The 24436-nt window shown below is 70.3% G+C and carries 19 protein-coding genes and 1 pseudogene; 11 read left to right on the plus strand and 9 right to left on the minus strand.

Annotated elements, in window-relative coordinates; genetic code table 11:
* The first annotated feature begins 5 nt into the window (after positions 1-5).
* The 9 genes from CXQ97_RS15500 (at position 6) to CXQ97_RS15540 (ending at position 9998) form a co-directional block, all read left to right on the plus strand.
* On the plus strand, positions 6-491 hold the full coding sequence (locus CXQ97_RS15500) for a universal stress protein (RefSeq protein ID WP_104181771.1): 486 nt from the start codon (positions 6-8) through the stop codon (positions 489-491).
* A 14-nt stretch (positions 492-505) separates the two neighbouring features.
* Positions 506-934 carry a peptide-methionine (R)-S-oxide reductase MsrB gene (gene msrB, locus CXQ97_RS15505; RefSeq protein ID WP_104181773.1) on the plus strand — a complete coding sequence of 143 codons (429 nt, stop codon included), beginning with the start codon at positions 506-508 and terminating at the stop codon, positions 932-934.
* 216 nt (positions 935-1150) lie between these two features.
* On the plus strand, positions 1151-2515 hold the full coding sequence (locus tag CXQ97_RS15510) for a DUF6421 family protein (RefSeq protein ID WP_104181774.1): 1365 nt from the start codon (positions 1151-1153) through the stop codon (positions 2513-2515).
* A complete protein-coding gene (locus CXQ97_RS15515; protein ID WP_104181776.1) occupies positions 2512-3216 on the plus strand; it encodes an SDR family NAD(P)-dependent oxidoreductase in 705 nt (234 codons plus the stop codon). The genes CXQ97_RS15510 and CXQ97_RS15515 overlap by 4 nt, the downstream gene beginning before the upstream one ends.
* A gap of 36 nt (positions 3217-3252) precedes the next feature.
* A complete protein-coding gene (locus CXQ97_RS15520) occupies positions 3253-4320 on the plus strand; it encodes a low specificity L-threonine aldolase (protein WP_104181797.1) in 1068 nt (355 codons plus the stop codon).
* A 118-nt stretch (positions 4321-4438) separates the two neighbouring features.
* Positions 4439-5056, plus strand: coding sequence for a DUF3000 domain-containing protein (locus CXQ97_RS15525; protein ID WP_104181798.1), 618 nt, complete (start codon positions 4439-4441; stop codon positions 5054-5056).
* A 165-nt stretch (positions 5057-5221) separates the two neighbouring features.
* Positions 5222-6532: an HRDC domain-containing protein gene (locus tag CXQ97_RS15530; RefSeq protein WP_104181777.1), complete on the plus strand. Its 1311-nt coding sequence runs from the start codon at positions 5222-5224 to the stop codon at positions 6530-6532.
* 86 nt (positions 6533-6618) lie between these two features.
* A complete protein-coding gene (locus CXQ97_RS15535) occupies positions 6619-7878 on the plus strand; it encodes an acetyl-CoA C-acyltransferase (protein ID WP_104181778.1) in 1260 nt (419 codons plus the stop codon).
* Positions 7875-9998, plus strand: a complete 2124-nt coding sequence (locus CXQ97_RS15540) for a 3-hydroxyacyl-CoA dehydrogenase NAD-binding domain-containing protein (protein WP_104181780.1) — start codon at positions 7875-7877, stop codon at positions 9996-9998. The genes CXQ97_RS15535 and CXQ97_RS15540 overlap by 4 nt, the downstream gene beginning before the upstream one ends.
* A 146-nt stretch (positions 9999-10144) precedes the next feature.
* Here CXQ97_RS15540 and CXQ97_RS20390 read toward each other — a convergent pair.
* The 6 genes and pseudogenes from CXQ97_RS20390 to ileS form a co-directional block, all read right to left on the minus strand.
* A pseudogene (locus CXQ97_RS20390) lies at positions 10145-10294 on the minus strand (HNH endonuclease); the annotation flags it as partial.
* Positions 10295-10400: 106 nt separating this feature from the next.
* On the minus strand, positions 10401-11366 hold the full coding sequence (locus CXQ97_RS15545; protein WP_104181781.1) for an aldo/keto reductase: 966 nt from the start codon (positions 11364-11366) through the stop codon (positions 10401-10403).
* A 65-nt stretch (positions 11367-11431) separates the two neighbouring features.
* The gene (ndk, locus tag CXQ97_RS15550) at positions 11432-11851 is read right to left on the minus strand and encodes a nucleoside-diphosphate kinase (protein WP_104181782.1); all 420 of its coding nucleotides are present in this window, start codon (positions 11849-11851) and stop codon (positions 11432-11434) included.
* A 76-nt stretch (positions 11852-11927) separates the two neighbouring features.
* Positions 11928-12350, minus strand: coding sequence for a DUF4233 domain-containing protein (locus tag CXQ97_RS15555; protein WP_104181783.1), 423 nt, complete (start codon positions 12348-12350; stop codon positions 11928-11930).
* Positions 12351-12378: 28 nt separating this feature from the next.
* Positions 12379-13758, minus strand: coding sequence for a folylpolyglutamate synthase/dihydrofolate synthase family protein (locus tag CXQ97_RS15560; protein ID WP_104181784.1), 1380 nt, complete (start codon positions 13756-13758; stop codon positions 12379-12381).
* The gene (gene ileS, locus CXQ97_RS15565) at positions 13751-17050 is read right to left on the minus strand and encodes an isoleucine--tRNA ligase (protein ID WP_258062649.1); all 3300 of its coding nucleotides are present in this window, start codon (positions 17048-17050) and stop codon (positions 13751-13753) included. The genes CXQ97_RS15560 and ileS overlap by 8 nt, the downstream gene beginning before the upstream one ends.
* Before the next feature lie 429 nt (positions 17051-17479).
* Between ileS and CXQ97_RS15570 the strand changes: the two genes are divergently transcribed.
* A complete protein-coding gene (locus tag CXQ97_RS15570) occupies positions 17480-18841 on the plus strand; it encodes a cytochrome P450 (protein ID WP_104181786.1) in 1362 nt (453 codons plus the stop codon).
* Positions 18842-18874: 33 nt separating this feature from the next.
* Here CXQ97_RS15570 and CXQ97_RS15575 read toward each other — a convergent pair whose 3' ends face one another.
* Both CXQ97_RS15575 and CXQ97_RS15580 read right to left on the minus strand, forming a co-directional pair.
* Positions 18875-19669, minus strand: a complete 795-nt coding sequence (locus tag CXQ97_RS15575) for an SDR family oxidoreductase (protein WP_104181787.1) — start codon at positions 19667-19669, stop codon at positions 18875-18877.
* A 57-nt stretch (positions 19670-19726) separates the two neighbouring features.
* Positions 19727-20590, minus strand: a complete 864-nt coding sequence (locus CXQ97_RS15580) for a helix-turn-helix domain-containing protein (RefSeq protein ID WP_104181799.1) — start codon at positions 20588-20590, stop codon at positions 19727-19729.
* 139 nt (positions 20591-20729) lie between these two features.
* Here CXQ97_RS15580 and valS point away from each other — a divergent pair, with 139 nt between their 5' ends.
* Positions 20730-23351, plus strand: a complete 2622-nt coding sequence (gene valS / locus CXQ97_RS15585; protein ID WP_104181789.1) for a valine--tRNA ligase — start codon at positions 20730-20732, stop codon at positions 23349-23351.
* Between the two features lie 58 nt (positions 23352-23409).
* Here valS and CXQ97_RS15590 read toward each other — a convergent pair whose 3' ends face one another.
* The gene (locus CXQ97_RS15590; protein WP_104181790.1) at positions 23410-24027 is read right to left on the minus strand and encodes a DsbA family protein; all 618 of its coding nucleotides are present in this window, start codon (positions 24025-24027) and stop codon (positions 23410-23412) included.
* Positions 24028-24436: the final 409 nt, after the last annotated feature.

Here is a 24436-nt window from a genome sequence, read left to right on the forward strand (position 1 = left end):
ACGCCATGACGGAAACGATCCTCGTGCTGACCGAGGAAGCCCTGACCCTGCCCGATCTCTCCAATCTGCGGTCCCTGCAGGGGGACGAGCCCGCGGACGTCGTCGTGCTCATCCCCGAGGACCGCAACGAGTCCGTCCTCGGCGAGTTCTTCCGGCACCTGAGCCTGCTCGAGGTGGGCGAGGCCTTCCGCTCGTTCTCCGCGGACGACCGCCAGCACGACGAGGCCGCGGCCCGCTCCGCGCTCGAGGAATCGCTGCGACTGCTCGCGCACGAGGGGTTCACGGCGCGCGGCCGGACGACGACGGGAAACCCCGTGGACGCCCTCGTGCACGAGGCTGCCGACACCGGCGCCGGGCAGGCCGTGGTCATCACCCGCCCCCACGCGGTGGCGGACACCTTCCACCGTGACTGGGCCAATCAAGCGCAGGACAAGCTCGGGATCGCCGTGCTGCACCTGTACTCGGGCTCGGGATTTATTGGCGACTCCTAGGCGTTGCACGCACTATGACTACCGAACATGACGCCTACCGCCCCGAGATCCGGAAGACCGACGACGAGTGGCGGCAGGAACTGACACCGCAGGAGTTCCAGGTGCTGCGGAAGGCCGGCACCGAGCGCCCGTACACCGGGGAGTACTACGACGCGAAGACCGCCGGCACCTATGCGTGCCGAGCCTGCGGCGCCGACCTCTTCACGAGCAACGAGAAGTTCGACTCCCACTGCGGGTGGCCCTCCTTCTGGGCGCCGCTCGCCGAGGACAAGGTCCGCTACCTGCACGACAGGTCGCTCGGCATGGAACGCATCGAGGTACGCTGCGCCCGCTGCGATTCGCACCTGGGACACCTGTTCAAGGGTGAGGGTTTCGACACGCCCACCGACCAGCGCTTCTGCATCAACTCCGTCTCGATGAAGCTGGTGCCCGCCGGGGAGTAGCGCCCCGCGGAGCAGTACGGAACGGCATGGGAAAGGCCAGTCCTCGGACTGGCCTTTCCCATGGGCGAGGTGAGTTCTGGCTGATCCTCGCCCCGCCGGGACGGGAAGCGAGCATTAGCATTCCTTAACTGACCGTCGGTAAAGTGTAAGTATCGCTGGTTGCCTTGCTACTGTCACGGCACGACAGCGATCCGTCCCCTACAGGAAGCAGGAGCCATGACCGTCACCCCGCTCGCCCCCGTCGACAACGAGCCGCAGGAGCATGCGGCATGGCACGCCCTGAAGGCCGCAGCGCACCAGCTGCGCCTCCTGCAGGTCAAGGACGGCTCCGTCCCCGACCCCGAGCACCACGCCGAGGCCGCCGCCGCCACGGACGCCATCACCGCCGCCGTGCAGGAGCTCGCTCCGCTGTTCCCGCACGACGCCGAGTACCTGGGCCGCACGGTCACGGCCTTCGAGGCGTGGCGCTCGAGCGGCTTCGCCGTCCCCGACTTCCTCGAGCCCCTCCTGGCGTTCCAGCCCCAGCTCGACCGGACCGACGGCCTCCAGCACCTCGTCGTCTTCCCGATGTACACGCAGAACGGCAGTACCAGCCGCCTCGTCGAGGCCGTGCTCATCGAGGTCCTCTGGCCCGAGTTCATCGCCGAGCTCGAGGCCGGCGACTACTCCAATGCCCTGTTCGTGCCCATCCGGTTCCTCGACTTCACCGACGGGTACAACACCAATTCGGCCGTCCTCTTCCCCGAGACGGTCGCCGTCAGCTCCACGCCGACCTTCACCTGGGGTGCCATCTTCGCCGACCGCGAGGCGGCACGGTTCCGCCGCGTCGTCCGCGCCGCCGCGGACATCACGCGCCTCGACCTGCCCGACGACGCGCTGGAGCTCCTCGAGGACCAGGAGCTCACCGAGGAGACGTTCGTGATGTGGGACCTCATCCACGACCGCACCCACATGCGCGGCGACCTGCCCTTCGATCCGTTCATGATCAAGCAGCGCATGCCGTTCTTCCTGTACTCGCTCGAGGAGCTGCGCTGCGACCTCACGGCCTTCCGCGAATCCGTCCGGATCGAGCACGACGACGACGCGTCCCCCGAGGCACGCAGGCACGCGAAGCTCGTCCAGTACGCCGTCATCTTCGACCGCATCTTCCGCTTCAGCATCACGGGCAGCCGCGTGCGGAACTACGACGGCCTCGGCGGCCAGTTGCTCTTCGCGTGGATGCACCAGCACCGCGTGCTGCACTGGACCGACACGAAGCTGACCATCGACTGGGACGAGGTGGCCGACGTCGTCGTCGCCCTCGGCGAGCAGATCGAGCAGCTGTACTGGCGGTCCATCGACCGGCCCAAGACCGCGCACTGGCTCGCAGCCTACGAACTGGTCTCCGCGACGGTCACCCCGCACCCCGCCTCGGTATGGGCCAAGGGTCCGGACGCCCTCGACCTCATGGGGCCGCCGCGCGGTCTCACGGACGCCGTACTCGACGACGAATTCCCGCTCTCGATGTTCTTCGAGGCGCTGGACCGCAAGATGAAGCCCGTCATCGAGTCGACCGCGGGCATCACCGCGCACACGGCGTGAGTCCCGCCCCGGGCCGCACGGCCGTCGTCGCCGGCGCCACGAGCGCGGCCGGCATCGCGCTCACCCGTCGCCTGATCGGGGACGGCCTGACCGTGGTCGCCGTCGGCTCCGACTCCGCACGCCTCGCGGCGGCGTTCACCGGGCTCGACGGCGTCGTCCGCCAGGAGTGCGACCTCACGGACGAGGTCGCCGTGGGCGGCCTCGCCGACCGCGTGCTCGCCGACCACGGCGGCGCCGACGCGCTGTTCCACCTCGTGGGGGGCTGGCGGGGTGGCCGGGGCATCACCACCCAGACCACGGCCGACTACGACGTGCTGCACCGGTCGGTGTTCCTCACGCTGTTCAACACCAGCCGGGCGTTCTACGACCAGCTGGCCGACGGCGCCGGGCGGCTCGCGGCCGTGACCGCGACAGCGGTGGCGGCACCGACCGCGGCGAACGCCTCCTACGCCGCGGTGAAGGCGTCGGTCGACGCCTGGCTGCAGGCCGTCGCGCAGGGCTTCGCGAAGGACGGCTCCGAGGCTGCCGCGACGGCGGTCGTCGTCAAGGCCCTCGTGGACGACGCGATGCGGCAGCAGCAACCCGAGCGGTCGTTCCCGGGCTTCACGCACGTCGACGACCTCGCCCGCATCCTCGCCTCCCTGCCCGGCGCGCCGGCCGGCGAGGTCAACGGTGCCCGTATCGACGCCGTCCGGGCATGAGCCCCGCTCGGGGATAATGGGACGGTGACCGACACGATGATCCCAGCCACCGTTCCCGCGCCCCTGCACGACCGCACCTCGCGCAGCTTCGCGTCCGACAACTACTCGGGTGTGCACCCCGAGGTCCTCGCGGCCCTGGCGGCCGCCAACGAGGGGCACCAGGTGGCCTACGGCGAGGACCAGTACACCGCCCGGCTGCAGGAGGTCATGGAGCACCACTTCGGCGAGGGCATCTCGATCTACCCGGTGTTCAACGGCACGGGCGCCAACGTGCTCTCGCTGCAGTCCATCCTGCCGCGCTGGGGAGCGGTGATCTGCCCCCAGACGGCGCACATCAACGTGGACGAGAACGCCGCGCCCGAGCGTGTCGGCGGCATCAAGCTCCTGTCCGTCCCCACACCCGACGGCAAGCTGACCCCCGAGCTCATCGACCGGGAGGCGTGGGGCTGGGGCGACCAGCACCGGGCGCAGCCGCTGGCCGTCTCGATCACCCAGACCACCGAGCTCGGCACGCTGTACTCCGTGGCGGAGATCAGGGCGATCGCCGACCACTGCCACGCGCGCGGCATGCGCGTCCACATGGACGGTGCGCGCCTCGCGAACGCGGCGGCCGCCCTGGGCCAGCCGCTGCGTGCCTTCACACGGGATGCCGGGGTGGACATCCTGTCCTTCGGCGGCACCAAAAACGGCCTCATGTTCGGCGAGTGCATCGTCGTGCTGGACCAGGAGGCATCCACAGGCCTGGACTACCTGCGGAAGATGAACATGCAGCTCGCGTCCAAGATGCGCTTCGTCTCGGCGCAGCTCATCGCGCTGCTCGAGGGCGACCTCTGGCTCCGCTCGGCGTCGCACGCCAATGCCATGGCCGCACGCCTCACGGAGGGAGCGCGCGGTATCCAGGGTGTGACGCTCACGCAGGAGACCACCGCCAACGCCGTCTTCGCCATCCTCCCCCCGGGGGCGGCGGACCGCGTGCGCGAGAGCTTCCGGTTCTACGACTGGGACCAGGCGACCGGAGAGGTCCGGTGGATGTGCTCGTTCGACACCACGGAAGAGGACGTCGACGCGTTCCTCGACGCGATCCGCCGGGAAGTATCCGCCTGATCCTCGCTGTCCGGACACCCCCGGAGGCACCCCACCGGGGGTGTCCGATCGGTACCGGACACCGGCGCGTCGCCGTGGAGCGCACCCCCGCAGGGCATAGCCTGCGGGGGTGAGTGCTATCGGAGGCGTGTCGCAACTTCCTGCCGAGTTCCTCGACGCCCTGGCCGGCCTCCGGACGGCCGTCCGCCGCAGCGAGATCCGGCTCGAGGAGGTCCCGGCGCCCTCGCGGCTCGCCCCGTTCGCGGTGGCCCTCGGCGCGGAGGTCTTCGAGGCCACGTCGCTGCCGGTGCACGGGCCCGCGCGCGGCCTGCTCGCGTCGCCCGAGCCGGAGGAACTCGCCACGGGCCGCTTCATCCTCCTCTACGACCCCGAAGGCTCCGAGGTCTGGAACGGCCGGTTCCGCGTCGTCACCTACATCCGCGCGCAGCTCGAGGCCGACATGGGCAACGACGCCCTGCTCGGGTCCGTCGCGTGGACCTGGCTCGTGGAGGCCCTCGAGACGCACGGCGCACGGCACCACAGCACGGGGGGCACCGCCACGAGGATCCTCTCCGAGAGCTACGGGACCCTCGAGGACCGGCCCGACACCATCGACATCGAACTCCGGGCCTCGTGGACACCCGAGACCTCCGACGTCCGCCGCCACCTCGAGGCCTGGTCCGAGATGGTGTGCACGTTCGCCGGCCTGCCACCCCTGCCTGCGGGCGTCGCCCACCTGCCCCACCGCAGGTCCTGAGCAGATTCGCGAGCACATCCTGGTTCCCGTCGTCCCCGCGTATCCCGGGCGGTCGCTGCAGTCGGCGTGTTCCGCCAGGACCCGTCGGCGGGCCGAGAACCATCAACGACGACGGGTTCCTCCGCTTCGGGGCGGGGCTACCCGCGGGGATAGACTGAAATCATCATGACCTCCTCTACGTCCGAACAGATGGACAGCACCGAAGCGCCCGACCCCGCCGTCGATCCCGGACCCCAGGAACTACCCCTCCTGACCGAGCCGCGCGACGGCGTCCCCCTCGTCATCGACACCCAGAGCGGCCTCGAGCGGGCCGCCGCGGCACTCGCCGCGGGAACGGGGCCTGCGGGCGTGGACGCCGAGCGGGCCTCGGGGTTCCGCTACGGACAGCGCGCGTTCCTCGTGCAGATCCGTCGCGAGGGCGCCGGCACCTGGCTGATCGATCCCGAGCCGTTCGACGACCTCCGGATCATCGACGACGCCCTCGACGGCGTCGAATGGATCCTGCATGCCGCGAGCCAGGACCTGCCCTGCCTGTCCGAGCTCGGCATGTGGCCGGACCGGCTCTTCGACACCGAGCTCGCCGCGCGCCTCGCGGGCCTCCCCCGGGTCGGTCTCGCCGCCGTCATCGAATCGCAGCTCGGGTTCAGCCTCGCGAAGGAGCACTCCGCCGCGGACTGGTCGAAGCGCCCGCTGCCGGAGCCGTGGCTCCGCTACGCGGCACTCGACGTCGAGGTCCTGCCGGAGCTGCGGGAGAAGCTGGCCGGACTGCTGCAGCAGGACGGGAAGCTCGCCATCGCCGAGGAGGAGTTCGAGCACATCCGGAGCACTCCCCCGGCGGAGCCGCGCGTCGACCCGTGGCGCCGCACCTCCGGGCTGCACCAGCTGCGCGACCGGCGGCAGCTCGCCGCCGTCCGGCAGATGTGGCTCGAACGCGAGGATCTCGCTCAGCGTCGCGACGTCGCACCGGGCCGCCTCATCCCCGACTCGGCGATCGTGGCAGCGGCGAAGGCCATGCCCTCCACCGTCCCCCAGTTGCTGGCCACGAAGGGCTTCCACGGCCGGGCGGCCCAGAAGGAAGCGCCACGCTGGCTGAAGTGCATCAGCGAGGCACGGAAGCTGACGGAACTCCCGCCCCTCCACGTCTCCACGAACGCCCCGCCGCCGCCGCGGGTCTGGGCGGAGAAGGACCCCGAGGCGGCCGCACGCCTGCAGACCGCACGGCCGCGGGTGGCCAAGCACGCGGAGAAGCTCGGCATGCCCGTCGAGAACCTGCTTACCCCTGACTACCTGCGCCGTATCGCGTGGCGTCCCCCGACGGAGCTCTCGCTCGAGTCGGTCTCCGCAGCACTGGCGGAGCTCGGCGCGCGCCCCTGGCAGGTCGAGCAGGTCGCCGCGATCATCACCGTGGCCTTCCTCGACCCGGACCCCCTTCCCGCGAAGGGCCGCCAGCCGGGCCAGGAGCCGTCCGACGACTGACCCGGAGGGACCCGGCGAGCCGCTTGCACGCTATGTTACCGGCCAGTAACATAGGCGCGGATCAACAACTCGAAGAGGAGCAACAGGTGAGCCTACAAACCGGGACCCCGTCCACAGGCAGGACGTCACGTGCAGCGCGTGCCGTCCGCGACGTCGTCTTCGTCGACGGAGTGCGGACCCCCTTCGGCAAGGCGGGTGACAAGGGCATCTACGCGGGCATGCGCGCCGACGACCTCGTCGTGAAATGCATCCGCGACCTGCTCCGCCGGAATCCGTCGCTGCCGCCCGAGCGGGTGGACGACGTCGCGATCGCCGCCACCACGCAGACCGGCGACCAGGGCCTGACCATCGGCCGCACCGCAGCCCTCCTCGCGGGACTACCCCGGACCGTCCCCGGCTTCGCGATCGACCGCATGTGCGCCGGCGCGATGACCGCCGTGACCACCACGGCGTCGGGCATCGCCTTCGGCGCGTACGACGTCGTCATCGCCGGCGGCGTGGAGCACATGGGCAACCACCCCATGGGAGCCGGCGCGGACCCGAACCCTCGCTTCCAGTCGGAGCGGATCGTGGACCCCGCCGCCCTGAACATGGGCAACACGGCGGAGAACCTGCACGACCGCTTCCCGGCCATCACCAAGGAGCGGGCGGACACGTACGCGGTCCGCAGCCAGCAGAAGCTCGCGGCGGCCTACGAGGCCGGCAGCATCCAGCCGGACCTCGTACCCGTCGCCGGCCGGAAGGCAGGCTCCGGCTGGACGCTCAACACCGTCGACGAACCCCCTCGCCCCGGCACCACCGTGGAGGACCTCGCGAGCCTGCGCACCCCGTTCCGCGCCCACGGCCGCGTCACCGCCGGCAACGCCGCCGGGCTGAACGACGGCGCCACCGCTGCCCTGCTGGCCTCGGCCGACGCCGCCGAGGAGCTGGGCCTGCCCGTCCGCATGCGCCTGGTCGCCTACGCCTTCGCCGGCGTCGAGCCCGAGGTCATGGGCATCGGCCCGGTCCCGGCCACCGAGAAGGCCCTGCGCCAGGCCGGCCTGGAGATCGGCGACATCGGGCTCTTCGAGATCAACGAGGCCTTCGCCGTCCAGGTGCTGAGCTTCCTCGACCACTTCGGGATCGACGACGAGGACCCGCGCGTGAACCGCTACGGCGGCGCCATCGCCGTCGGGCATCCCCTGGCGTCCTCGGGCGTGCGTCTCATGAACCAGCTCGCCCGCCAGTTCGAGGAGGACCCCGAGGTGCGCTACGGCATGACCACCATGTGCATCGGCCTCGGCATGGGTGCCACCGTCATCTGGGAGAACCCCCACCACGAGCACTACGGACAGGATGCAGCATGAGCTTCGAACGCTACGACGAACTGGCCGCCCTGGTTCCCCCCGAGATCGTCACGCACTCCTACGTCCAGGACATCCCGCTCCCTGACGGCGCGGGCGTCCTGGCGCTCATCACGCTCGACAACGACCTCGACCACACGAAGCCGACGACGCTCGGCCCGAGGACGCTCATCGAGTTCGGCCGCACGCTCGAGGGACTGAAGGAGCGTGCCGCGCGCGGTGAGATCTCCGCCGTCGCCCTGACCGGCAAGCCCTACTTCCTCGTGGCGGGTGCCGACCTCAGCACCGTCAAGAGCGTGAGGTCCGAACACCTCGGCCGGCTCATGGCCGAGCTCGGCCACGAGGCGTACGACCTCCTCGCCGACCTCGGCGTGCCGAGCTTCGCCTTCATCAACGGCGTCGCGCTCGGCGGCGGGCTCGAGATCGCCCTCGCCGCGAACTACCGCACGGTGTCCTCCGGCGCCAGCGGCATCGGCCTGCCCGAGGCATTCATCGGACTCGTCCCGGGCTGGGGCGGCGTGTACCGCCTGCCGCGCCTCATCGGGCCCGCGAACGCCGTCAAGGTGATGATCGAGAACCCGCTCAGCAACAACCGCAGCCTCGACGGGACGGCCGCCTACGGCCTGGGCATCGCCGACGCCCTCTTCGAGCCCGCGGACTTCATCGAGCAGTCCCTGCTCTGGGCCGCCCGCGTGCTCACGGGCGGCGAGGGCGACGCCGTCGGGCAGCGGCGTGCCGAGCTCGCCCGGTCCGACGACGACGCCTGGGCCGGGGCTGTCGCCGCCGGCCGGGCGTTCGTCGAGGCGAAGACGAGCAACGCCGCACCGGCGCCCGCCCGGGTCCTGGACCTGCTCGAGGCCGGGCTGACCCTGTCGCAGAAGGAATCGGCGGCGGCCGAGTGCACGGCGCTGGCCGAGCTCATGCAGACCCCCGCATTCCACGCCACGGTCTACGCCTTCCTCGACCTCGTGCAGAAGCGCGGCAAGCGTCCCGCAGGGGCTCCCGACCGGAAGCTGGCCCGCCCGGTGACGAAGGTCGGCGTCGTGGGCGCCGGGCTCATGGCGAGCCAGCTCGCCCTCCTCTTCGCCCGGCAGCTCAAGGTCCCCGTGGTCCTCACGGACATCGACCAGGCGCGCGTGGACAAGGGCGTGGGCTACGTGCACGCCGAGATCGACAGGATGCTCGACAGGAAGCGCCTGTCGCAGGACGCGGCGAACCGGACGAGGGCGCTCGTCACCGGCTCGGTCTCTAAGGACGTGTTCGCCGACGCGGACTTCGTGATCGAGGCCGTGTTCGAGGAGCTGTCGGTCAAGAAGCAGGTCTTCGCCGAGGTGGAGGCCGTGGTCTCCGCCGAGTGCATCCTGGCGACCAACACGTCCTCGCTGTCCGTGGCGGAGATGGCCGCGGACCTCGTGCACCCGGAGCGCGTGGTGGGCTTCCACTTCTTCAATCCCGTGGCCGCCATGCCCCTGCTCGAGGTGGTCCGTGCACCCAGGACGGACGACACCGTGCTCGCCACGGCCTTCGTCCTCGCGAAGGGCCTGAAGAAGAACGCCGTCCTGGTGCAGGACGCCCCCGCCTTCGTGGTCAACCGCATCCTCGGCCGCATGTTCGGCGAGATCACGGCCGTCTTCGATGAAGGCACCGATGCGGAGACCGCCGACAACGCACTGCGGCCTCTCGGACTGCCCATGACGCCGTTCAGGCTCCTCGCCCTGGTCGGCTTGCCCGTCGGCCAGCACGTGCAGGAGTCCCTACACGTGGCCTTCGGCGACCGCTTCCACGTCTCCGCGAACCAGCAGAAGCTGATCGGCGCCGGCGTGAAGGGACTATGGGAGAAGCAGGAGGACGGCACCGAGACCGTCCCCGCGCAGACCCTGGCGCTGATGGAGCGCGGAAGTGCACCGTCGACCGCCGAGGAGGTCCTGCACCGCACGCAGGACGCCCTCGCGGACGAGATCGGGCGCATGCTCGACGAGGGCGTCGTCGCCGCTCCGGAGGACATCGACCTCTGCATGATCATGGGCGCGGGCTGGCCGATGCATCTCGGCGGGATCACCCCGTACCTGGACCGGGTCGGGGCGTCCGAGCGTGTTCTCGGTCGGACGTTCCACCAGGCCTGAGGCAGCACCCGGCGCAGCGACGGAAGGGCCCCGACCAGCCGGTCGGGGCCCTTCCGCTGCCTCCGGGTCTCCTCACCGCAGGGTGCACCTGTGTCGCGGTTGCCGGCGGAATGGACCCTGCCCGTGGCCTTCCCGCCGTCGAGGCCCTTGGTGTGGTCGCACGCCTCGTAGGGTCCGGCGCCGTCGGACAGGCTGGTGGCGCCGTCGTCGTGCGAGGGGACGACGTGGTCGTGATGGCGGATCGGCGCATCACGGTCCGGGGCACGGCATCCATCGTCCCGGGCCTGGAGGAAACGGCACTGCCCGGCAGTGCCACCCCTCACCCGGGACGAGCAGCGCCTCGACCCGGGAAGCGCTGTTCGTGGCACATCATCGCCCCGGACGGGGCTCTCTGCTTCGGTGTCAGGCGGCGGGGCGGGGGAAGATCCGGTCCAGTTCCGCGAGATCGTCGTCCGACGGCGTCCACGCGACGGCTGCCGCATTCTGACGCACCTGCTCGGGCGACGTGGCGCCGGCGATCACGGACCCGACCGACGGCTGGGCCGCCAGCCAGGAGAACGCCACCTGCACCTCGGTGAGCTCCCGCGCCGCCGCGAACGCGGAGAAGGCCTCGAGCTGGTCCCAGTCCGCGGTCTCCAGCAGGTTCTTGCGCGAGTGCGTGAGCCTGCTGCCGGCCGGCACCTCGTTGCGACGGTACTTGCCCGTCAGCAGGCCGTTGGCGAGCGGGAAGTACGGGAGGACGCCGAGACCGTAGGCCTCCGCGGCCGGCACGACCTCTCGTTCCAGGCGGCGGTCCAGGAGGCTGTACGGGTTCTGCGCCGAGATGAACGGCGTGTACCCGCTGCCGCGTGCGGTGAATTCGGCCTCCGCGATCTGCCAGCCTGCGAGATTGGAGTGTCCGAGGTAGCGCACCTTCCCGCTGGTCACGAGGTCGTCGAGGGCCGCGAGGGTCTCCTCGACGGGCGTGAGGGCATCCGGGGCGTGGTACTGGTACAGGTCGATCCAGTCGGTCCCGAGCCGCCGCAACGACGCCTCGGCCGCCCGGACGATATAGCGCCGGGAGCCCCGGGCGCCCCAGTCCGGACCGTTCACCCCGCCCATGTCGAGGCCGAACTTGGTGGCGAGGACGACGTCGTCGCGCCTGCTGCCGAGCGCCTTCCCGAGCTGCACCTCGCTGACCCCGGGAGCCCTGCCGTACATGTCGGCGACGTCGAAGAGCGTGATGCCGGCGTCGATCGCCGCGTGCACGACGGCGTCGGTCCCCTCCTGGGACTCGGAAGTGGTGCCGGCCCGGCCCAGGTTGTTGCAGCCGAGGCCGACGGTGGAAACGCTGAGTCCGGAGGAACCCAGTCTGCGGTAGGTCATCATTGTCCTAACCTACCAAGACGGTTGCCCCGGGCACACGACCCGGGGCAACCGATCGTCCGCCGGCGCTATCCGGCGAACCAGATACCGATCTCGCGCTCGGCCGATTCCACCGAGTCGGATCCGTGCACGAGGTTCTGCTGGACCTTGACGCCCCAATCACGGCCGAGATCCCCGCGGATGGTACCGGGCGCCGCCGTCGTCGGCTCGGTGGCACCGGCGAGCGAGCGGAATCCCTCGACGACGCGCTGGCCCTCGAAGATGGCCGCGACGATCGGTCCGCTCAGCATGAACTCGACGAGCGGCTCGAAGAACGGCTTGCCGACGTGCTCCGCGTAGTGCTCCTCGAGCAGCTCACGGCTGGCGTGGACCTGCTTCAGGTCGGCGATGGTGTAGCCCTTCGCCTCGATGCGGGACAGGATGGTGCCGGTCAGGCCGCGGGACACGCCGTCGGGCTTGACGAGGACAAGGGTGCGCTCGACGCTCATGATGTACTCCTGGGATGGGCGCCGTTCCGGACGGCGCGGTGAACTGGTATCAGGTCCGACTCTACTAAAGGCGCCGCTACTCGGGGTTCGCCTTCTCCCACTCCGCCTGCAGGCGGTCCCGCTCCACGTTCTCCCGGTCCACGCGCCTGCCCTGGCGGAGGCCGTAGAGCCAGGTCAGCGCGAACGCGATCCCGACGACGAACATGGTCGGCTCGAGGAACCCGCCGGCGATGATCACGAGCTGCAGGATCCAGCCCAGCGCGATCCCCCACGGTCTCGTCAGCACCGCACAGGTGAGGACCAGCACGACGCTGAGGATCAGCCCCGAGGTCAGGATGAGTGCGGGCGAGAGCTCGTCGCGGCGCAGCCCGAAGACCGCGAGCGTTGCGAAGAACACCACGAACGCCTCGAGCAGGAGGACGGTCGAGGCGAACATGATCTTCGTGGACCGGCGCTTCTTCGGCATGCCCGGCCGCCACTCGCGCTGCGCCCTGGTCATGCGTCGATCCATGCGTGCCATGCTCTGCCTACTTCCCTAGGAGTGTGCGGGCTTCCCCGACCACCGTGATCGAACCGGTCACGAGCACGCCGCCCGCGAGGTCGTTGTCCTCCTCGGCCTTCATCACGGCCCACTCGAGGGCGTCGTCGAGACCGGGCGCGATGTTGATGTTCTCCTCGGCGAAGCCCGCCGAGAGGGCGGCCTGCAGGAGGTCCGCGGCGGGGATCGAGCGGGGCGACGTGGACTGCGTCAGGCAGACGTCCTCCAGGATGCCGCCGAGCTCCTCGTGGAGTTCGGCGAGGATGCCGGCTGCGTCCTTGTCCTCGAGGACCCCGATGACCAGCACGAGCCGGGAGAAGTCAAAGGCCTCGTTGACGCCCTTGGCGGCTGCGCGGGCGCCGGCGGGGTTGTGCGCCGCGTCCACGATGATGCTCGGGGCGGTGCGCACCACTTCGAGACGGCCGGGGGAGGTCACGGCGCGCAGGCCGTTCCGCACCAGCTCCGTCCGGAGCTCCCGCTCTCCCGCGCCGAGGAACGCCTCGACGGCGGCGACGGCGACGGCGGCGTTCTCCGCCTGGTGCTCGCCGTGCAGCGGGACCAGCAGTTCGCCGTACCGGCCGGCGAGGCCGGTCAGGGAGATCACCTGCCCGCCGACCGCGACGGTCCGGGACTCGACGCCGAACTCGACGCCCTCGAAACGGAACTCGGCGCCCACCTCGCGGGCGCGGTCGAGGAGCACCTGCGCGGCACCGCGGGGCTGGATGGCGCTGACGAGGAACGAGCCCGGCTTGATGATGCCGGCCTTCTCCAGCGCGATGTCCTCCTCCGTGTCGCCGAGGAGCTCGGTGTGGTCGAGGGAGATGGGCGTGACGACCGCCACCTGTCCGTCGCCGACGTTCGTGGCGTCGGTGATCCCGCCGAGCCCCACCTCGATCACGCCGACGTCGATCGGCTCGTCCGCGAAGATGGCGTACGCCAGGATGGTGACGCACTCGAAGTACGTGAGCCGGGGCTCCCCTGCGACAAGGAGTTCGCCGTCGACGATGTCGAGGTAGGGCTTGACCTCGTCCCAGACCCGGACGAAGGTCTCGTCAGCGACCGGCTCGCCGTCGATGCTGATGCGCTCGGTCACGCGCGAGAGGTGCGGGCTCGTGAAGCGGCCGGTCCGCAGATCGTGGGCCAGCAGGATGCTCTCGATCATGCGCGCCGTCGAGGTCTTGCCGTTGGTGCCGGTGATGTGGATGATCGGGAACGCCCTGTTGGGTTCCCCGAGGATCTCCATCGCCCGGTACAGCGGGGCCATGCGCGGCTCCATCCTGTTCTCGGGCGCCCGGCTGAGCAGTTCGGCGTACACGCTCTCGACGGAGAAGCGGTCGAGCTCCGTGCCGGTTCTGTTGGTCTCATCCATGCTGCTGCTCCTGCTTCGCGACGGTGATGGTGAAGTCGTTCCCCGCATCCTCGGCCGCCTCGACGCGGAGGTCGACCGTGAGGGTCTCGGCCCTGATCAGGGCGGCGTTCGCCTCGAGTGCCGCGACCTGCTCCGCGGTGACGCCGATGGTGGTGCTGATGCGGTCGCTGATGTCGAGGTCGGCGTCGCGGCGTGCCTGCTGGATGGCACGGATGGCATCCCGTGCCGTCCCCTCTGCGGCGAGCTCGGGGGTGACCTCGGTGTCGAGGACGAGGAACCCGCCGCCGGGCAGGACCGTGACGGCCTTCGAGGCGGCGTCGTTGCCCTCCACCACGGTGTCGAGCGTGTACTCGTGCGGCTCGAGGGCGAGGCCGCCGGCGGTGACGCCGCCGTCGTCGTCCACGTGCCAGTCCCCCGACTTCGACGCCTTGATCGCGGCCTGCACGTTCTTGCCGAGACGGGGGCCAGCGGCCCGGGCGTTGACGACGAGGCGCTGGGTGATGCCGAACTCGGCCGGTTCGGCATCTGCGGAGTCGACCAGGCGGACGCCCTTGAGGTTCAGCTCGTCGGCGATGATCGACGAGTACTGCCCGGAGAGGCCGTCGGCGCCGGGCGCGACGACGGTCAGCTCCCGCAGTGGCAGCCGCACCCGGAGGTTGGCGGCCTTGCGCAGGCTCGAACCCACGGAGCAGACCTGACGGGTGCGGTCCATCTGCTCCACGAGATCGGGGGCGGCGGGGAACGACGCCGCCTCGGGCCAGTCTGTGAGGTGCACGGAACGGCCGCCGGTGAGGCCACGCCAGATCTCCTCGGTGACGAGGGGCAGCAGCGGGGCGGCCACACGGCACACGGCTTCGAGACACGTGTAGAGCACGTCGAAGGCGTCGGTGTCCTCCTCGAAGAACCGCTGGCGGCTCCGACGGACGTACCAGTTGGTGAGCGTGTCGAGGTAGCGGCGCAGGGACTCGCATGCGTCGCTGATGGTGAACGCGTCGAGCGCCTCGGTGAGCTCCCGCACGAGGTTCCCCGTGTTGGCGAGGATGTAGCGGTCGATCGGCTCGGCCAGCTGCGCGGCGGCCTCGGGGGTGACGGTCCTGGCCTCGTAGCCCGCGCCGCCGTTCGCAGCATTGGTGTACAGGCTGAAGAAGTGCCAGACGTTCCACAGGGGCAGGATCACCTGACGGACACCCTCGCGGATACCCTGCTCGGTGACCACGAGGTTCCCGCCCCGGAGGATCGGGGAGGCCATGAGGAACCAGCGCATCGCGTCCGAGCCGTCGCGGTCGAACACCTCGGAGACGTCCGGGTAGTTCCGCAGGCTCTTGGACATCTTCTGCCCGTCGGAGCCGAGCACGATCCCGTGGCTGATGACGTTCCGGAACGCGTGCCGGTCGAACAGCGCCGTGGACAGGATGTGCAGCATGTAGAACCAGCCGCGGGTCTGCCCGATGTACTCGACGATGAAGTCGGCAGGGTTGTGCGTGTCGAACCACTGCTCGTTCTCGAACGGGTAGTGCACCTGGCCGTAGGGCATGGAGCCGGAGTCGAACCAGACGTCGAGGACGTCCTCGACGCGCCGCATCGTCGACCGGCCGGTCGGGTCGTCCGGGTTGGGGCGTGTGAGCTCGTCGATGAAGGGGCGGTGGAGGTCCACCTCGCCCTGCTTGTTGAGCGGGAGCCTGCCGAAGTCGGCCTGCAGTTCGGCGAGCGAACCGTACACGTCGGTGCGCGGGTACTCGGGGTCGTCCGACTGCCACACCGGGATGGGGCTGCCCCAGAAGCGGTTGCGGCTGATGGACCAGTCGCGTGCGTTGGAGAGCCACTTGCCGAACTGGCCGTCCTTGACGTTGCCGGGGATCCAGGTGATGTCCTGGTTCAGCTCCACCATGCGGTCGCGGATCTTGGTGACCTCCACGTACCAGGAGGACACGGCGCGGTAGATGAGCGGGTTGCGGCAGCGCCAGCAGTGCGGGTAGCTGTGGACGTAGCTGGACTGGCGGACGAGGCGACCTCCGGACTTCAGGACGCGCGTGATGTGACGGTTCGCCTCGAAGACCTGCAGCCCCACGATCTCCGCGAGCGGCCCCCTGCCGAACAGGGGGAGGAACTTCGCTCCCTCGTCGACGGAGAGGATCACCTGGATGCCTGCCTCCTCGCAGACCTTCTGGTCCTCCTCGCCGTACGCGGGTGCCTGGTGGACGAGCCCGGTGCCGTCCGTCGTCGTGACGTAGTCCGCGGCGAGGATGCGGAAGGCGTTGCGGTACCCGCCCTCCTCGGGGTCCGCGAGGTAGTCCCAGAGGGGCTCGTAGGTGAGCCCTTCCAGCTCGGTGCCGAGATGGCGGGAGGTGGCGGCGTCGCGCGCGGCGGCGGCGTCGGCGAATCCGAGGTCCTTGGCGTAGTTGCCGAGCAGGTCCTCGGCGAGGAGGTAGCGGCCCGCCCGGCCGTCGCGCTCGCCGTCGACGACGACGTAGGTGATGTCCGGCCCGACGGCGAGCGCGGCGTTGGTGGGCAGCGTCCAGGGAGTCGTGGTCCAGGCGAGGGCCTGGACGCCGGCGAGGTCCCTCGACAGCTCGGTCGCCCCGGCGAGGATCGGGAAGGTCACCGTGACGGTCTGGTCCTGGCGGTCCTGGTAGACGTCCTCGTCCATGCGGAGCTCGTGGTTGGACAGCGGCGTCTCGTCGTTCCAGCAGTACGGGAGCACGCGGTACCCGCTGTAGGTGAGGCCCTTCTCGTGCAGGGTCTTGAACGCCCAGAGGACGGACTCCATGTACTCGGGGTTGAGGGTCTTGTAGTCGTTGTCGAAGTCGACCCATCGCGCCTGACGGGTCACGTAGTCGCGCCACTCCCCCGCGTACTTCATGACGGAGGCGCGGGAGGCCTCGTTGAACTTGTCGATGCCCATGGCGACGATCTGCTGCTTGTCGGTCATGCCCAGCTGCTTCATCGCCTCGAGTTCCGCCGGCAGGCCGTGGGTGTCCCAGCCGAAGCGCCGCTCGACGCGGTGTCCGCGCTGCGTCTGGTAGCGGCCCACGAGGTCCTTGGCGTACCCGGTGAGGAGATGGCCGTAGTGCGGCAGGCCGTTGGCGAACGGCGGGCCGTCGTAGAACACGAACTCGTTGGAGCCGTCCGGCCCGGCGTCGCGGTTGTCGATGGACGCCTGGAACGTGCCGTCCTTCTCCCAGTACCGGAGCACGCGTTGCTCGAGTTCCGGGAAGCGCGGGGAGGCGCTGGTCCCGGACGTGGTCGTCCCGGCGTCGTCGGGCGACACTGCTTTGGGGTAGATCTGCGGCATGGTTCTCATCCTGTGTACGGCGGCATGGGGTGGGGAGTCCTGCCGTGAGGACGGGAGCCTGTGCCGCCTGCCGCCGGTTGCCTGACCGGCCGCAGGGAAACCGGACCCGCGGTACCACCTCACTTGCCGCCGTCGTCCGCCGTGCCGCTCGTCGCGGACACACCGGGCGGGGCCGCCGCTCGTTTCCAGGCTGTGACGGGCCGTCCCGTCCGGTTCTACGGGCCGCCGCTCGGGTGGCCTTTCCTCCGGAAGCTCGCCGGTGATCGCCGGGTCGATGCTTGTCCTGCAAGTCTAGCGCCGGGGCGAATTCCTTGTCGAAAGGGGGCCCGCACAACAGGTGGGGCCGTGGGTCGCCGGAAAGACGTTGTGGTCGCGGAGCTGCCTTGGGACGCTGGGAGGGCACCCCCGCCGCAACAGGATGGATACCGCATGCCGACCACCACCCCCTCCGTGACCAGCACCCCCTCCGTTGTTGCGCTTCCGACCGCGACCGCACTGGACACCGCGCGACTGCTGCTGGGGGTCTTCCTGCCCACCGTCGCAAGGGGCCCCATCATCCGTCGGCCGTGGGCGGTCGGGCTCACGGCGCGCCTCGATCTGGACACCCGGGCCGTGGGGATCGTCCGGAAGGTCCATGCCAGGTACCCCGAGGGTCCGCTGATGCTCAAACTGCCGGTCCGGAAGCAGGCGATCGTCCTGGACCCTGGCGACGTGAACACCGTCCTGGCGCAGTCGCCGGAGCCCTTCTCCGCCGCGAGCAGCGAGAAGAAAGCGGCACTCTCGCACTTCCAGCCCGCCAACTCGCTGATCTCGCGCGGACCCGTGCGCACCGTGCGGCGCGCCCTGCAGGAGCAGGTCCTCGACACCGAGCACCCCGTACACCATCTCGCGGACACCTTCGTCCCCGTGGTCGAGGAGGAGATGCAGGCGCTGCTCGCCGAGGCCGTGCGGACCGGGTCCCTGCCCTGGGCGGACTTCCTCGACGCCTGGTACCGCGTGGTCCGGCGGGTGGTCTTCGGCGACCACGCGCGGGAGGACAAGGACCTCACCGCGATGATCATCCGGCTCCGCAAGGACGGCAACTGGGCGTTCCTCAAGCCGGTGCGGAAGGACACGCGCCGCCGGTTCCTGCAGCGGATCGCCGACGAACTGGCGCACGCCGAACCCGGCAGCCTCGCCGCCGTGATGGCCGCCGCCCCGAAGGGCGACGGCGCGGAGCCCGCCGACCAGGTGCCCCAGTGGCTGTTCGCCTTCGACCCGGCGGGCATGGCCGTCTTCCGCGCCCTGACCGTGTTCGCGACCCACCCCGACGCGGTGGCCACCGCACGGGCGGAGGTCGACGGCGACACGTCCGGGCGCCGCGTGCTCCCCTACCTCCGGGCCAGTGTCCTCGAGGCGCTGCGCCTGTGGCCGACCACCCCGATGATCCTCCGCCAGACCACGCGGGCCGTGGAATGGCCGGAGGGGCTGATGCCGGCCGAGTGCGGAGTGCTCGTCTACGCGCCGTACTTCCACCGCGACGAGCGCTCGCTGCGCAGCGCCCACAACTTCTCACCCGAGCGCTGGCTGACCGACGAGGACGACGGCTGGCCGCTCGTGCCGTTCAGTGACGGACCCGTGGTCTGCCCCGGGAAGCAGCTGGTGCTGCTCCTGACCAGCGCCGCCCTGGCCTCGCTCGTCGGCGGGCACGACTTCCGCGTGGAAGAGGGCCAGATCCTCGACCCCGACCGCCCGCTGCCCGGGACGATGGACAACTACTCGGTGCGGCTCGGCGTCTCGCCGCGGGCCTGACCGGCCCGGACGGCACCGGAGGGCGACGTGCCGTCAGCCGCGCAGCACCCTGTGGTTGGCGGGCTGCGCGAGCGGGCGCAGGACGAGCTGGTCGATGTTCATGTGGTGCGGCGCGTTGAGCGTGAAGGCCACGGCTTCGGCGACGTCGTCGGCGGTCAGCGGGAATTCGACGCCCTCGTAGACCTTGTTAGCGGCTCCCTGGTCGCCGCCGAGTCTGTTGAGGGAGAACTCCTCGGTGTGGACCATGCCCGGGGACACCTCGATCACGCGGATGTTGTGCTCGGCCTCCTCCAGCCGGAGCGAGCGCGCCATGGACTCCTGGGCCGCCTTCACCCCGCAGTACCCCGCCCCGCCCTCGTAGGCGGCGAGCGCCGCGGTGGAGGTCAGGAACAGGACGCTGCCCTGCCCGCCGTCGCGCAGTGCCGGCAGCAGGGCACGCGTCATGCGCATCGAGCCGAGGACGTTCACGTCGTACATCCGCTCCCAGTCGGCGGTGACGGCATCCATCACCCGGTCCGCGCCGAAGGCGCCCCCCGCGTTGTTGACGAGGGCATGGACGGGCCCGGCGGTGGTGACCCGGGCGGCGAAGGCGTCGACCGACGCCTGGTCGGTGACGTCGAGCACCATCGGGGTCGCCCCTGTCTCCTCGGCGAGCGCGGTGAGGCGGTCGAGGCGCCGGGCCGCCGCGACGACGTCCCATCCGGCGCGGCGCAGCGCGCGGACGGTCGCTGCGCCGATGCCGGAGCTGGCCCCCGTGACGATCGCACGGAGGGCGGGAGGGGCGGGGTCTGCGGGGGCGCCGAGCGGCGTGGGTGATGTGCGGGTCATGGGGCCACTGTAGCGATCACGCCCAGGCGGCGGGATCCGTTGCGCGGGAGCCCGCGCTCAGGTCCTCTCGGCCGCTTCGATCGGGATCCACAGCCGGCCGCAGCCGGTCTGGCCGCCGGGATCCGGCTGGACGCTCAGCATTTGCGGCCCGGGCGCCCAGCGGTACGGGTTGGCCGGGAACCATGCCGCGGCCGCGTCGGCCCAGAGGCGTTGCAGGACGTCGGGGAACGCACCCTCCGTCTCGAAGACCACCCACAGGCCGGCGGGCACTTCTCGGCAGTCGAGGCCGTCCGGCGCCGATCGGGACGTCGCCGCGGCCCGCCAGTAGTCCGCCTCGCTCCCGTCCTCCTCCGGCTGCTCGCTCGTCTCGGTGACCGCTAGCAGCCCGAGGGGCTCGGTGTCCGACACCTCCTCGAGCAGGGTTCTCAGCGCCGGGTCGAGGGTCCGCTCGAACTGCTCGATGTCCGGGTTGGGGCCCTCGTACACGATCCGTACCCGTGCCCTGCGTCCTACCAGGCGGAACGCGTCCTTGCTCATGATGCGGTGCTTCATCTCGATGTTCCCTTCGACGCGGAGCTGGAACCTCACCTGCGGTTGCGAGCGGAGGACGGCCCCCGGCCGCCTCGCCTCGGACGGCGTCATGCCGTGCAGGGCCTTGAACGCGCGGGTGAACGCCTCGGCCGAGCCGTACCCGTACCGGAGGGCGACCTCGAGCACCGCGTGCCCGGCGACGATCTCGCCGGTCGCCGCCGTGAGGCGGCGCCGCCTGATGTACTCGCCGAGCGGGATGCCGGCCAGGGAGGCGAACATCCGCCGGAAGTGGTACTCGGACGTGAGCGCGACCCGTGCCAGGCGTCCGACGTCGACCCGTGCCGGCAGGTCGGCCTCGATGAGGTCGATGGCACGGTTCCATTCCTCCATGGGGACCTCCTCTCCGGTCTCCACCGTACCGAGAGCCGTTCCTCCGCCGCCCGATGATCCCGGCCGGAAGAAGTCAGGCCCTCCGGCGTCCGCTCACCGCCCGCAAGGCGCGGCCTCCGGGGTAGGGAACAATGGAGGGATGGCCGACACGACCCAGGGCACAGACACGCCCTCCCCCCAGTCCGTTTCCGTTCCCGACAAGCCCGCCCTCGAGGGCCTCGAAGAAAGGCTGTCCCGCCAGTGGCGCGAGGACGGCACCTACACCTTCCGGCGCGACACCACGCGCGAGCAGGTGTACTCGATCGACACCCCTCCGCCGACGGCATCGGGCTCCCTGCACGTCGGGCACATGTTCTCCTACACGCAGACCGATGTGATGGCCCGCTTCAAGCGGATGAACGGTGCCAACGTCTTCTACCCCATGGGCTGGGACGACAACGGTCTGCCCACCGAGCGGCGCGTCCAGAACTACTACGGCGTGCGCTGCGATCCCTCGGTGGCCTACGACGCCGACTACCGGCCGCCCGCCGAGCCGACGAAGAACCAGCGTGACTTCGACGCCGTCTCGCGCCGGAACTTCATCGAGCTCTGCGAGGAACTGGCCGTCGAGGACGAGAAGGTCTTCGAGAACCTCTTCAGCACCCTGGGCCTCTCCGTCGACTGGGACCTGACCTACCGGACCATCGACGACACGTCCCGTTCCGTCTCGCAGCGTGCCTTCCTCGAGAACCTGAAGGCAGGGGACGCGTACCTCGCCGAGGCACCCACCCTGTGGGACGTCACCTTCCGCACCGCCGTCGCCCAGGCGGAGCTCGAGGACCGCGAGCAGGCTGGCGCGTACCACCGCATCGCCTTCCACACGTCGGACGGCGGGCCGATCCACATCGAGACGACGCGGCCCGAGCTCCTCCCGGCATGCGTCGCGCTCGTGGCCCACCCCGACGACGAGCGCTACAAGCCGCTGTTCGGCACCACGGTGACGTCTCCCCTGTTCGACGTCGAGGTCGAGATCAAGGCCCATCCCCTCGCCAAGCCGGACAAGGGCAGCGGCATCGCGATGATCTGCACGTTCGGTGACCTGACTGACGTCACGTGGTGGCGTGAGCTGCAGCTGCCCACGCGTGCCGTCGTCGGCCGGGACGGCCGCCTCCGCTCCGAGACGCCCGAGTGGATCGCCACGGAACGTGCACGCGGGAACTACGCGCAGCTCGCCGGCAAGACGATCTTCAGCGCCAAGGAGGCCGTCGTCGGCATGCTCCGCGAGAGCGGGGACCTCGACGGCGAGCCCACGAAGATCATGCACCCGGTCAACTTCTACGAGAAGGGCGACAAGCCCCTCGAGGTCGTCACGAGCCGCCAGTGGTACATCAGGAACGGAGGGCGCGACGCCGGCAAGCGCGAGGCGCTGATCGAACGCGGCCGCCAGATCGACTTCCATCCGGCCTTCATGCGCTCCCGCTACGAGAACTGGATCGAAGGCCTGAACGGCGACTGGCTCGTCTCCCGCCAGCGCTTCTTCGGCGTGCCCGTGCCGGTCTGGTACCGGCTCGACGCCGACGGCGAACCGGAGTACGAGGACCCCGTCCTCCCCGCCCTCGAGACCCTGCCCGTCGATCCCGCCGCCGATCCGGCGCCCGGCTTCGACGAGTCCGCCCGGAACCAGCCCGGCGGCTTCATCGGCGACAGCGACGTGCTGGACACCTGGGCGACGTCGTCCCTGACCCCTCAGATCGTCGGCGGCTGGACCCGTGACGAGGACCTGTTCGGGAAGGTCTTCCCGTTCGACCTGCGCCCCCAGGGACACGACATCATCAGGACTTGGCTGTTCTCCACTGCGGTCCGCGCGGACGCCCTGCAGGACTCCGTGCCGTGGAAGCACGCGGCGCTCTCCGGCTGGATCCTCGACCCCGACCGCAAGAAGATGTCGAAGTCCAAGGGCAACGTCGTCGTGCCGACCGACGTCCTCGAGCAGTTCGGCGCGGACGCCGTCCGCTACTGGGCGGCCTCCGCGAAGCTCGGTGCGGACACCGCGTACGAGGTCAACCAGATGAAGATCGGGCGACGCCTCGCCATCAAGCTCCTCAACGCGTCGAAGTTCGTCCTGAACCTCGGCGTCACGGATGCGTCCGTCGGCGAGGGATCGCTCGGCCGGGTGACGGAGGCGCTGGACCAGTCGCTGCTGGTGCAGCTGCGCACCGTGACCGAGCAGGCCACGACCGCGTTCGAGAAGTACGACTACGCCCGGGCCCTGCAGCTCACGGAGTCCTTCTTCTGGACCTTCACCGACGACTACGTGGAGCTGGTCAAGGACCGCGCCTACGGCGATCCGGCGGACGCGGGGACGCAGTCGGTGCAGACGGCGCTGGCGACCACGCTGGACGCGCTGCTGCGGCTCTTCGCGCCGTTCCTGCCGTTCGCGACGGAGGAGGTTTGGAGCTGGTGGCGCCAGGGCTCGGTGCACCAGGCGGCCTGGCCGAGTGCGGAAGCCCTCGCCGCGTTGCCCGGGAGCGCGGACGCCGAGGTGCTGACGTCCGTCGCCCTGGCGCTCGGGGGCATCCGCAAGGCGAAGTCCGAGGCCAAGGTCAAGCAGCGCACCGAGGTGGAGACCGCCGTCGTGACCGCCCCCGCCGCCCAGGTGGAGCGGGTGCGCGCCGGCCTGGCGGACCTGCTCGCCGCCGGCAACGCGAGGGACCTCCGGTTCGCGGAGGGTGACGCGCTGGCCGTCTCCGACGTCGAACTCGTTCCGCAGCCCGCGGAGTAGTCAGGACGCGGAAGGGGACCCACCCGCGGGTGGGTCCCCTTCCGCGTCTCCTGCCGCCCTAGTCGAAGGTGGGGCGTGCGGTCCGGGACCGCTTGAGCTCGAAGAACTCCGGGAACCCGGACATCAGCACGGCGCCGTCGAAGATCCGCCCGGCGTCCTCGCCCCGCGGGATCCTCGTGAGGACGGGGCCGAAGAAGGCCGTGCCGTTGAAGGCGACGACGGGCGTGCCGACCTCGTCACCTACGCGGTCGATGCCGTCCTTGTGGGAGGCGCGCAGCTGGGCGTCGTACTCCTCCGAATGCGCGTACCCGGCCAGCTCGGCCGGGAGGCCCACCTCGTCGAGCGATTCGCGGATGACGACGTCGAAGTCCTTGTTCTGTCCGATGTGGATACGGGTACCCATCGCGTCGTACAGCTTCTTGACGTACTCGTCACCGTGCAGCTCGGCCGCTGCGATGATCACGCGCACGGGGCCCCAACCCTGCTCCATCAGGGCCCGGTACTCCTCCGGCAGGTCGCGGCCCTCATTGAGGACGGACAGGCTCATGACATGCCAGTCCACGGAGATGCTGCGGACCTGCTCCACCTCCCCCATCCAGCGGGACGTGATCCAGGCGAACGGGCAGAGGGGATCGAACCAGAAATCGGCCTTCTCGACGGTGGTGGACTCGCTCATGCAGTGCTCCTTCGGGTCGGGGACAGGCCGGAGGCCTTTCCCGGTGCAACCCGTCCCGGTCGGACCCTATTCCACGCCGGATGCGCGAGGAACCGGGCCGGAACCGTCCGGGGTGGGCGCGGAGTCGGTGCGAAGTTGGTGGGGAGCTGCAGGGAGCGGTCTAATGGGAGGACACGACCAGCCGACGTCGCCTGGCGCTACCCCTGCGTCGCGATCCGGCTGGAAGAGCTCGCACCGGCCGCACCGGTGCCCGAAGGGATGCCCTCTTGCAGTACGACCGGACAGAGAACCACACCGAGGACCACGCCGAGGACCACGCCGCGTGGCGCGGGCGCGAGGCACTCGCCGAGGCCATGATCCCGCTCATCGGGCGCCTCTACCGCACCAACAACGTGGTGACGAGCATCCA

Source organism: Arthrobacter sp. B0490, assembly GCF_002929355.1.
Lineage (GTDB): Bacteria > Actinomycetota > Actinomycetes > Actinomycetales > Micrococcaceae > Arthrobacter_D.

Excerpts from the sequence above, each read along its gene's own strand:
- CXQ97_RS15500 (WP_104181771.1), top strand. The coding sequence starts at position 6 with ATGACGGAAACGATCCTCGTGCTGACCGAGGAAGCCCTGACCCTGCCC.
- ileS (WP_258062649.1), bottom strand. The coding sequence starts at position 17,050 with ATGCCGCAGATCTACCCCAAAGCAGTGTCGCCCGACGACGCCGGGACG.
- msrB (WP_104181773.1), top strand. The coding sequence starts at position 506 with ATGACTACCGAACATGACGCCTACCGCCCCGAGATCCGGAAGACCGAC.
- ndk (WP_104181782.1), bottom strand. The coding sequence starts at position 11,851 with ATGAGCGTCGAGCGCACCCTTGTCCTCGTCAAGCCCGACGGCGTGTCC.
- CXQ97_RS15530 (WP_104181777.1), top strand. The coding sequence starts at position 5,222 with ATGACCTCCTCTACGTCCGAACAGATGGACAGCACCGAAGCGCCCGAC.
- CXQ97_RS15520 (WP_104181797.1), top strand. The coding sequence starts at position 3,253 with ATGATCCCAGCCACCGTTCCCGCGCCCCTGCACGACCGCACCTCGCGC.
- CXQ97_RS15545 (WP_104181781.1), bottom strand. The coding sequence starts at position 11,366 with ATGATGACCTACCGCAGACTGGGTTCCTCCGGACTCAGCGTTTCCACC.
- CXQ97_RS15560 (WP_104181784.1), bottom strand. The coding sequence starts at position 13,758 with ATGGATGAGACCAACAGAACCGGCACGGAGCTCGACCGCTTCTCCGTC.
- CXQ97_RS15555 (WP_104181783.1), bottom strand. The coding sequence starts at position 12,350 with ATGACCAGGGCGCAGCGCGAGTGGCGGCCGGGCATGCCGAAGAAGCGC.
- CXQ97_RS15575 (WP_104181787.1), bottom strand. The coding sequence starts at position 19,669 with ATGACCCGCACATCACCCACGCCGCTCGGCGCCCCCGCAGACCCCGCC.
- CXQ97_RS15540 (WP_104181780.1), top strand. The coding sequence starts at position 7,875 with ATGAGCTTCGAACGCTACGACGAACTGGCCGCCCTGGTTCCCCCCGAG.
- CXQ97_RS15570 (WP_104181786.1), top strand. The coding sequence starts at position 17,480 with ATGCCGACCACCACCCCCTCCGTGACCAGCACCCCCTCCGTTGTTGCG.
- CXQ97_RS15590 (WP_104181790.1), bottom strand. The coding sequence starts at position 24,027 with ATGAGCGAGTCCACCACCGTCGAGAAGGCCGATTTCTGGTTCGATCCC.
- CXQ97_RS15510 (WP_104181774.1), top strand. The coding sequence starts at position 1,151 with ATGACCGTCACCCCGCTCGCCCCCGTCGACAACGAGCCGCAGGAGCAT.
- valS (WP_104181789.1), top strand. The coding sequence starts at position 20,730 with ATGGCCGACACGACCCAGGGCACAGACACGCCCTCCCCCCAGTCCGTT.
- CXQ97_RS15580 (WP_104181799.1), bottom strand. The coding sequence starts at position 20,590 with ATGGAGGAATGGAACCGTGCCATCGACCTCATCGAGGCCGACCTGCCG.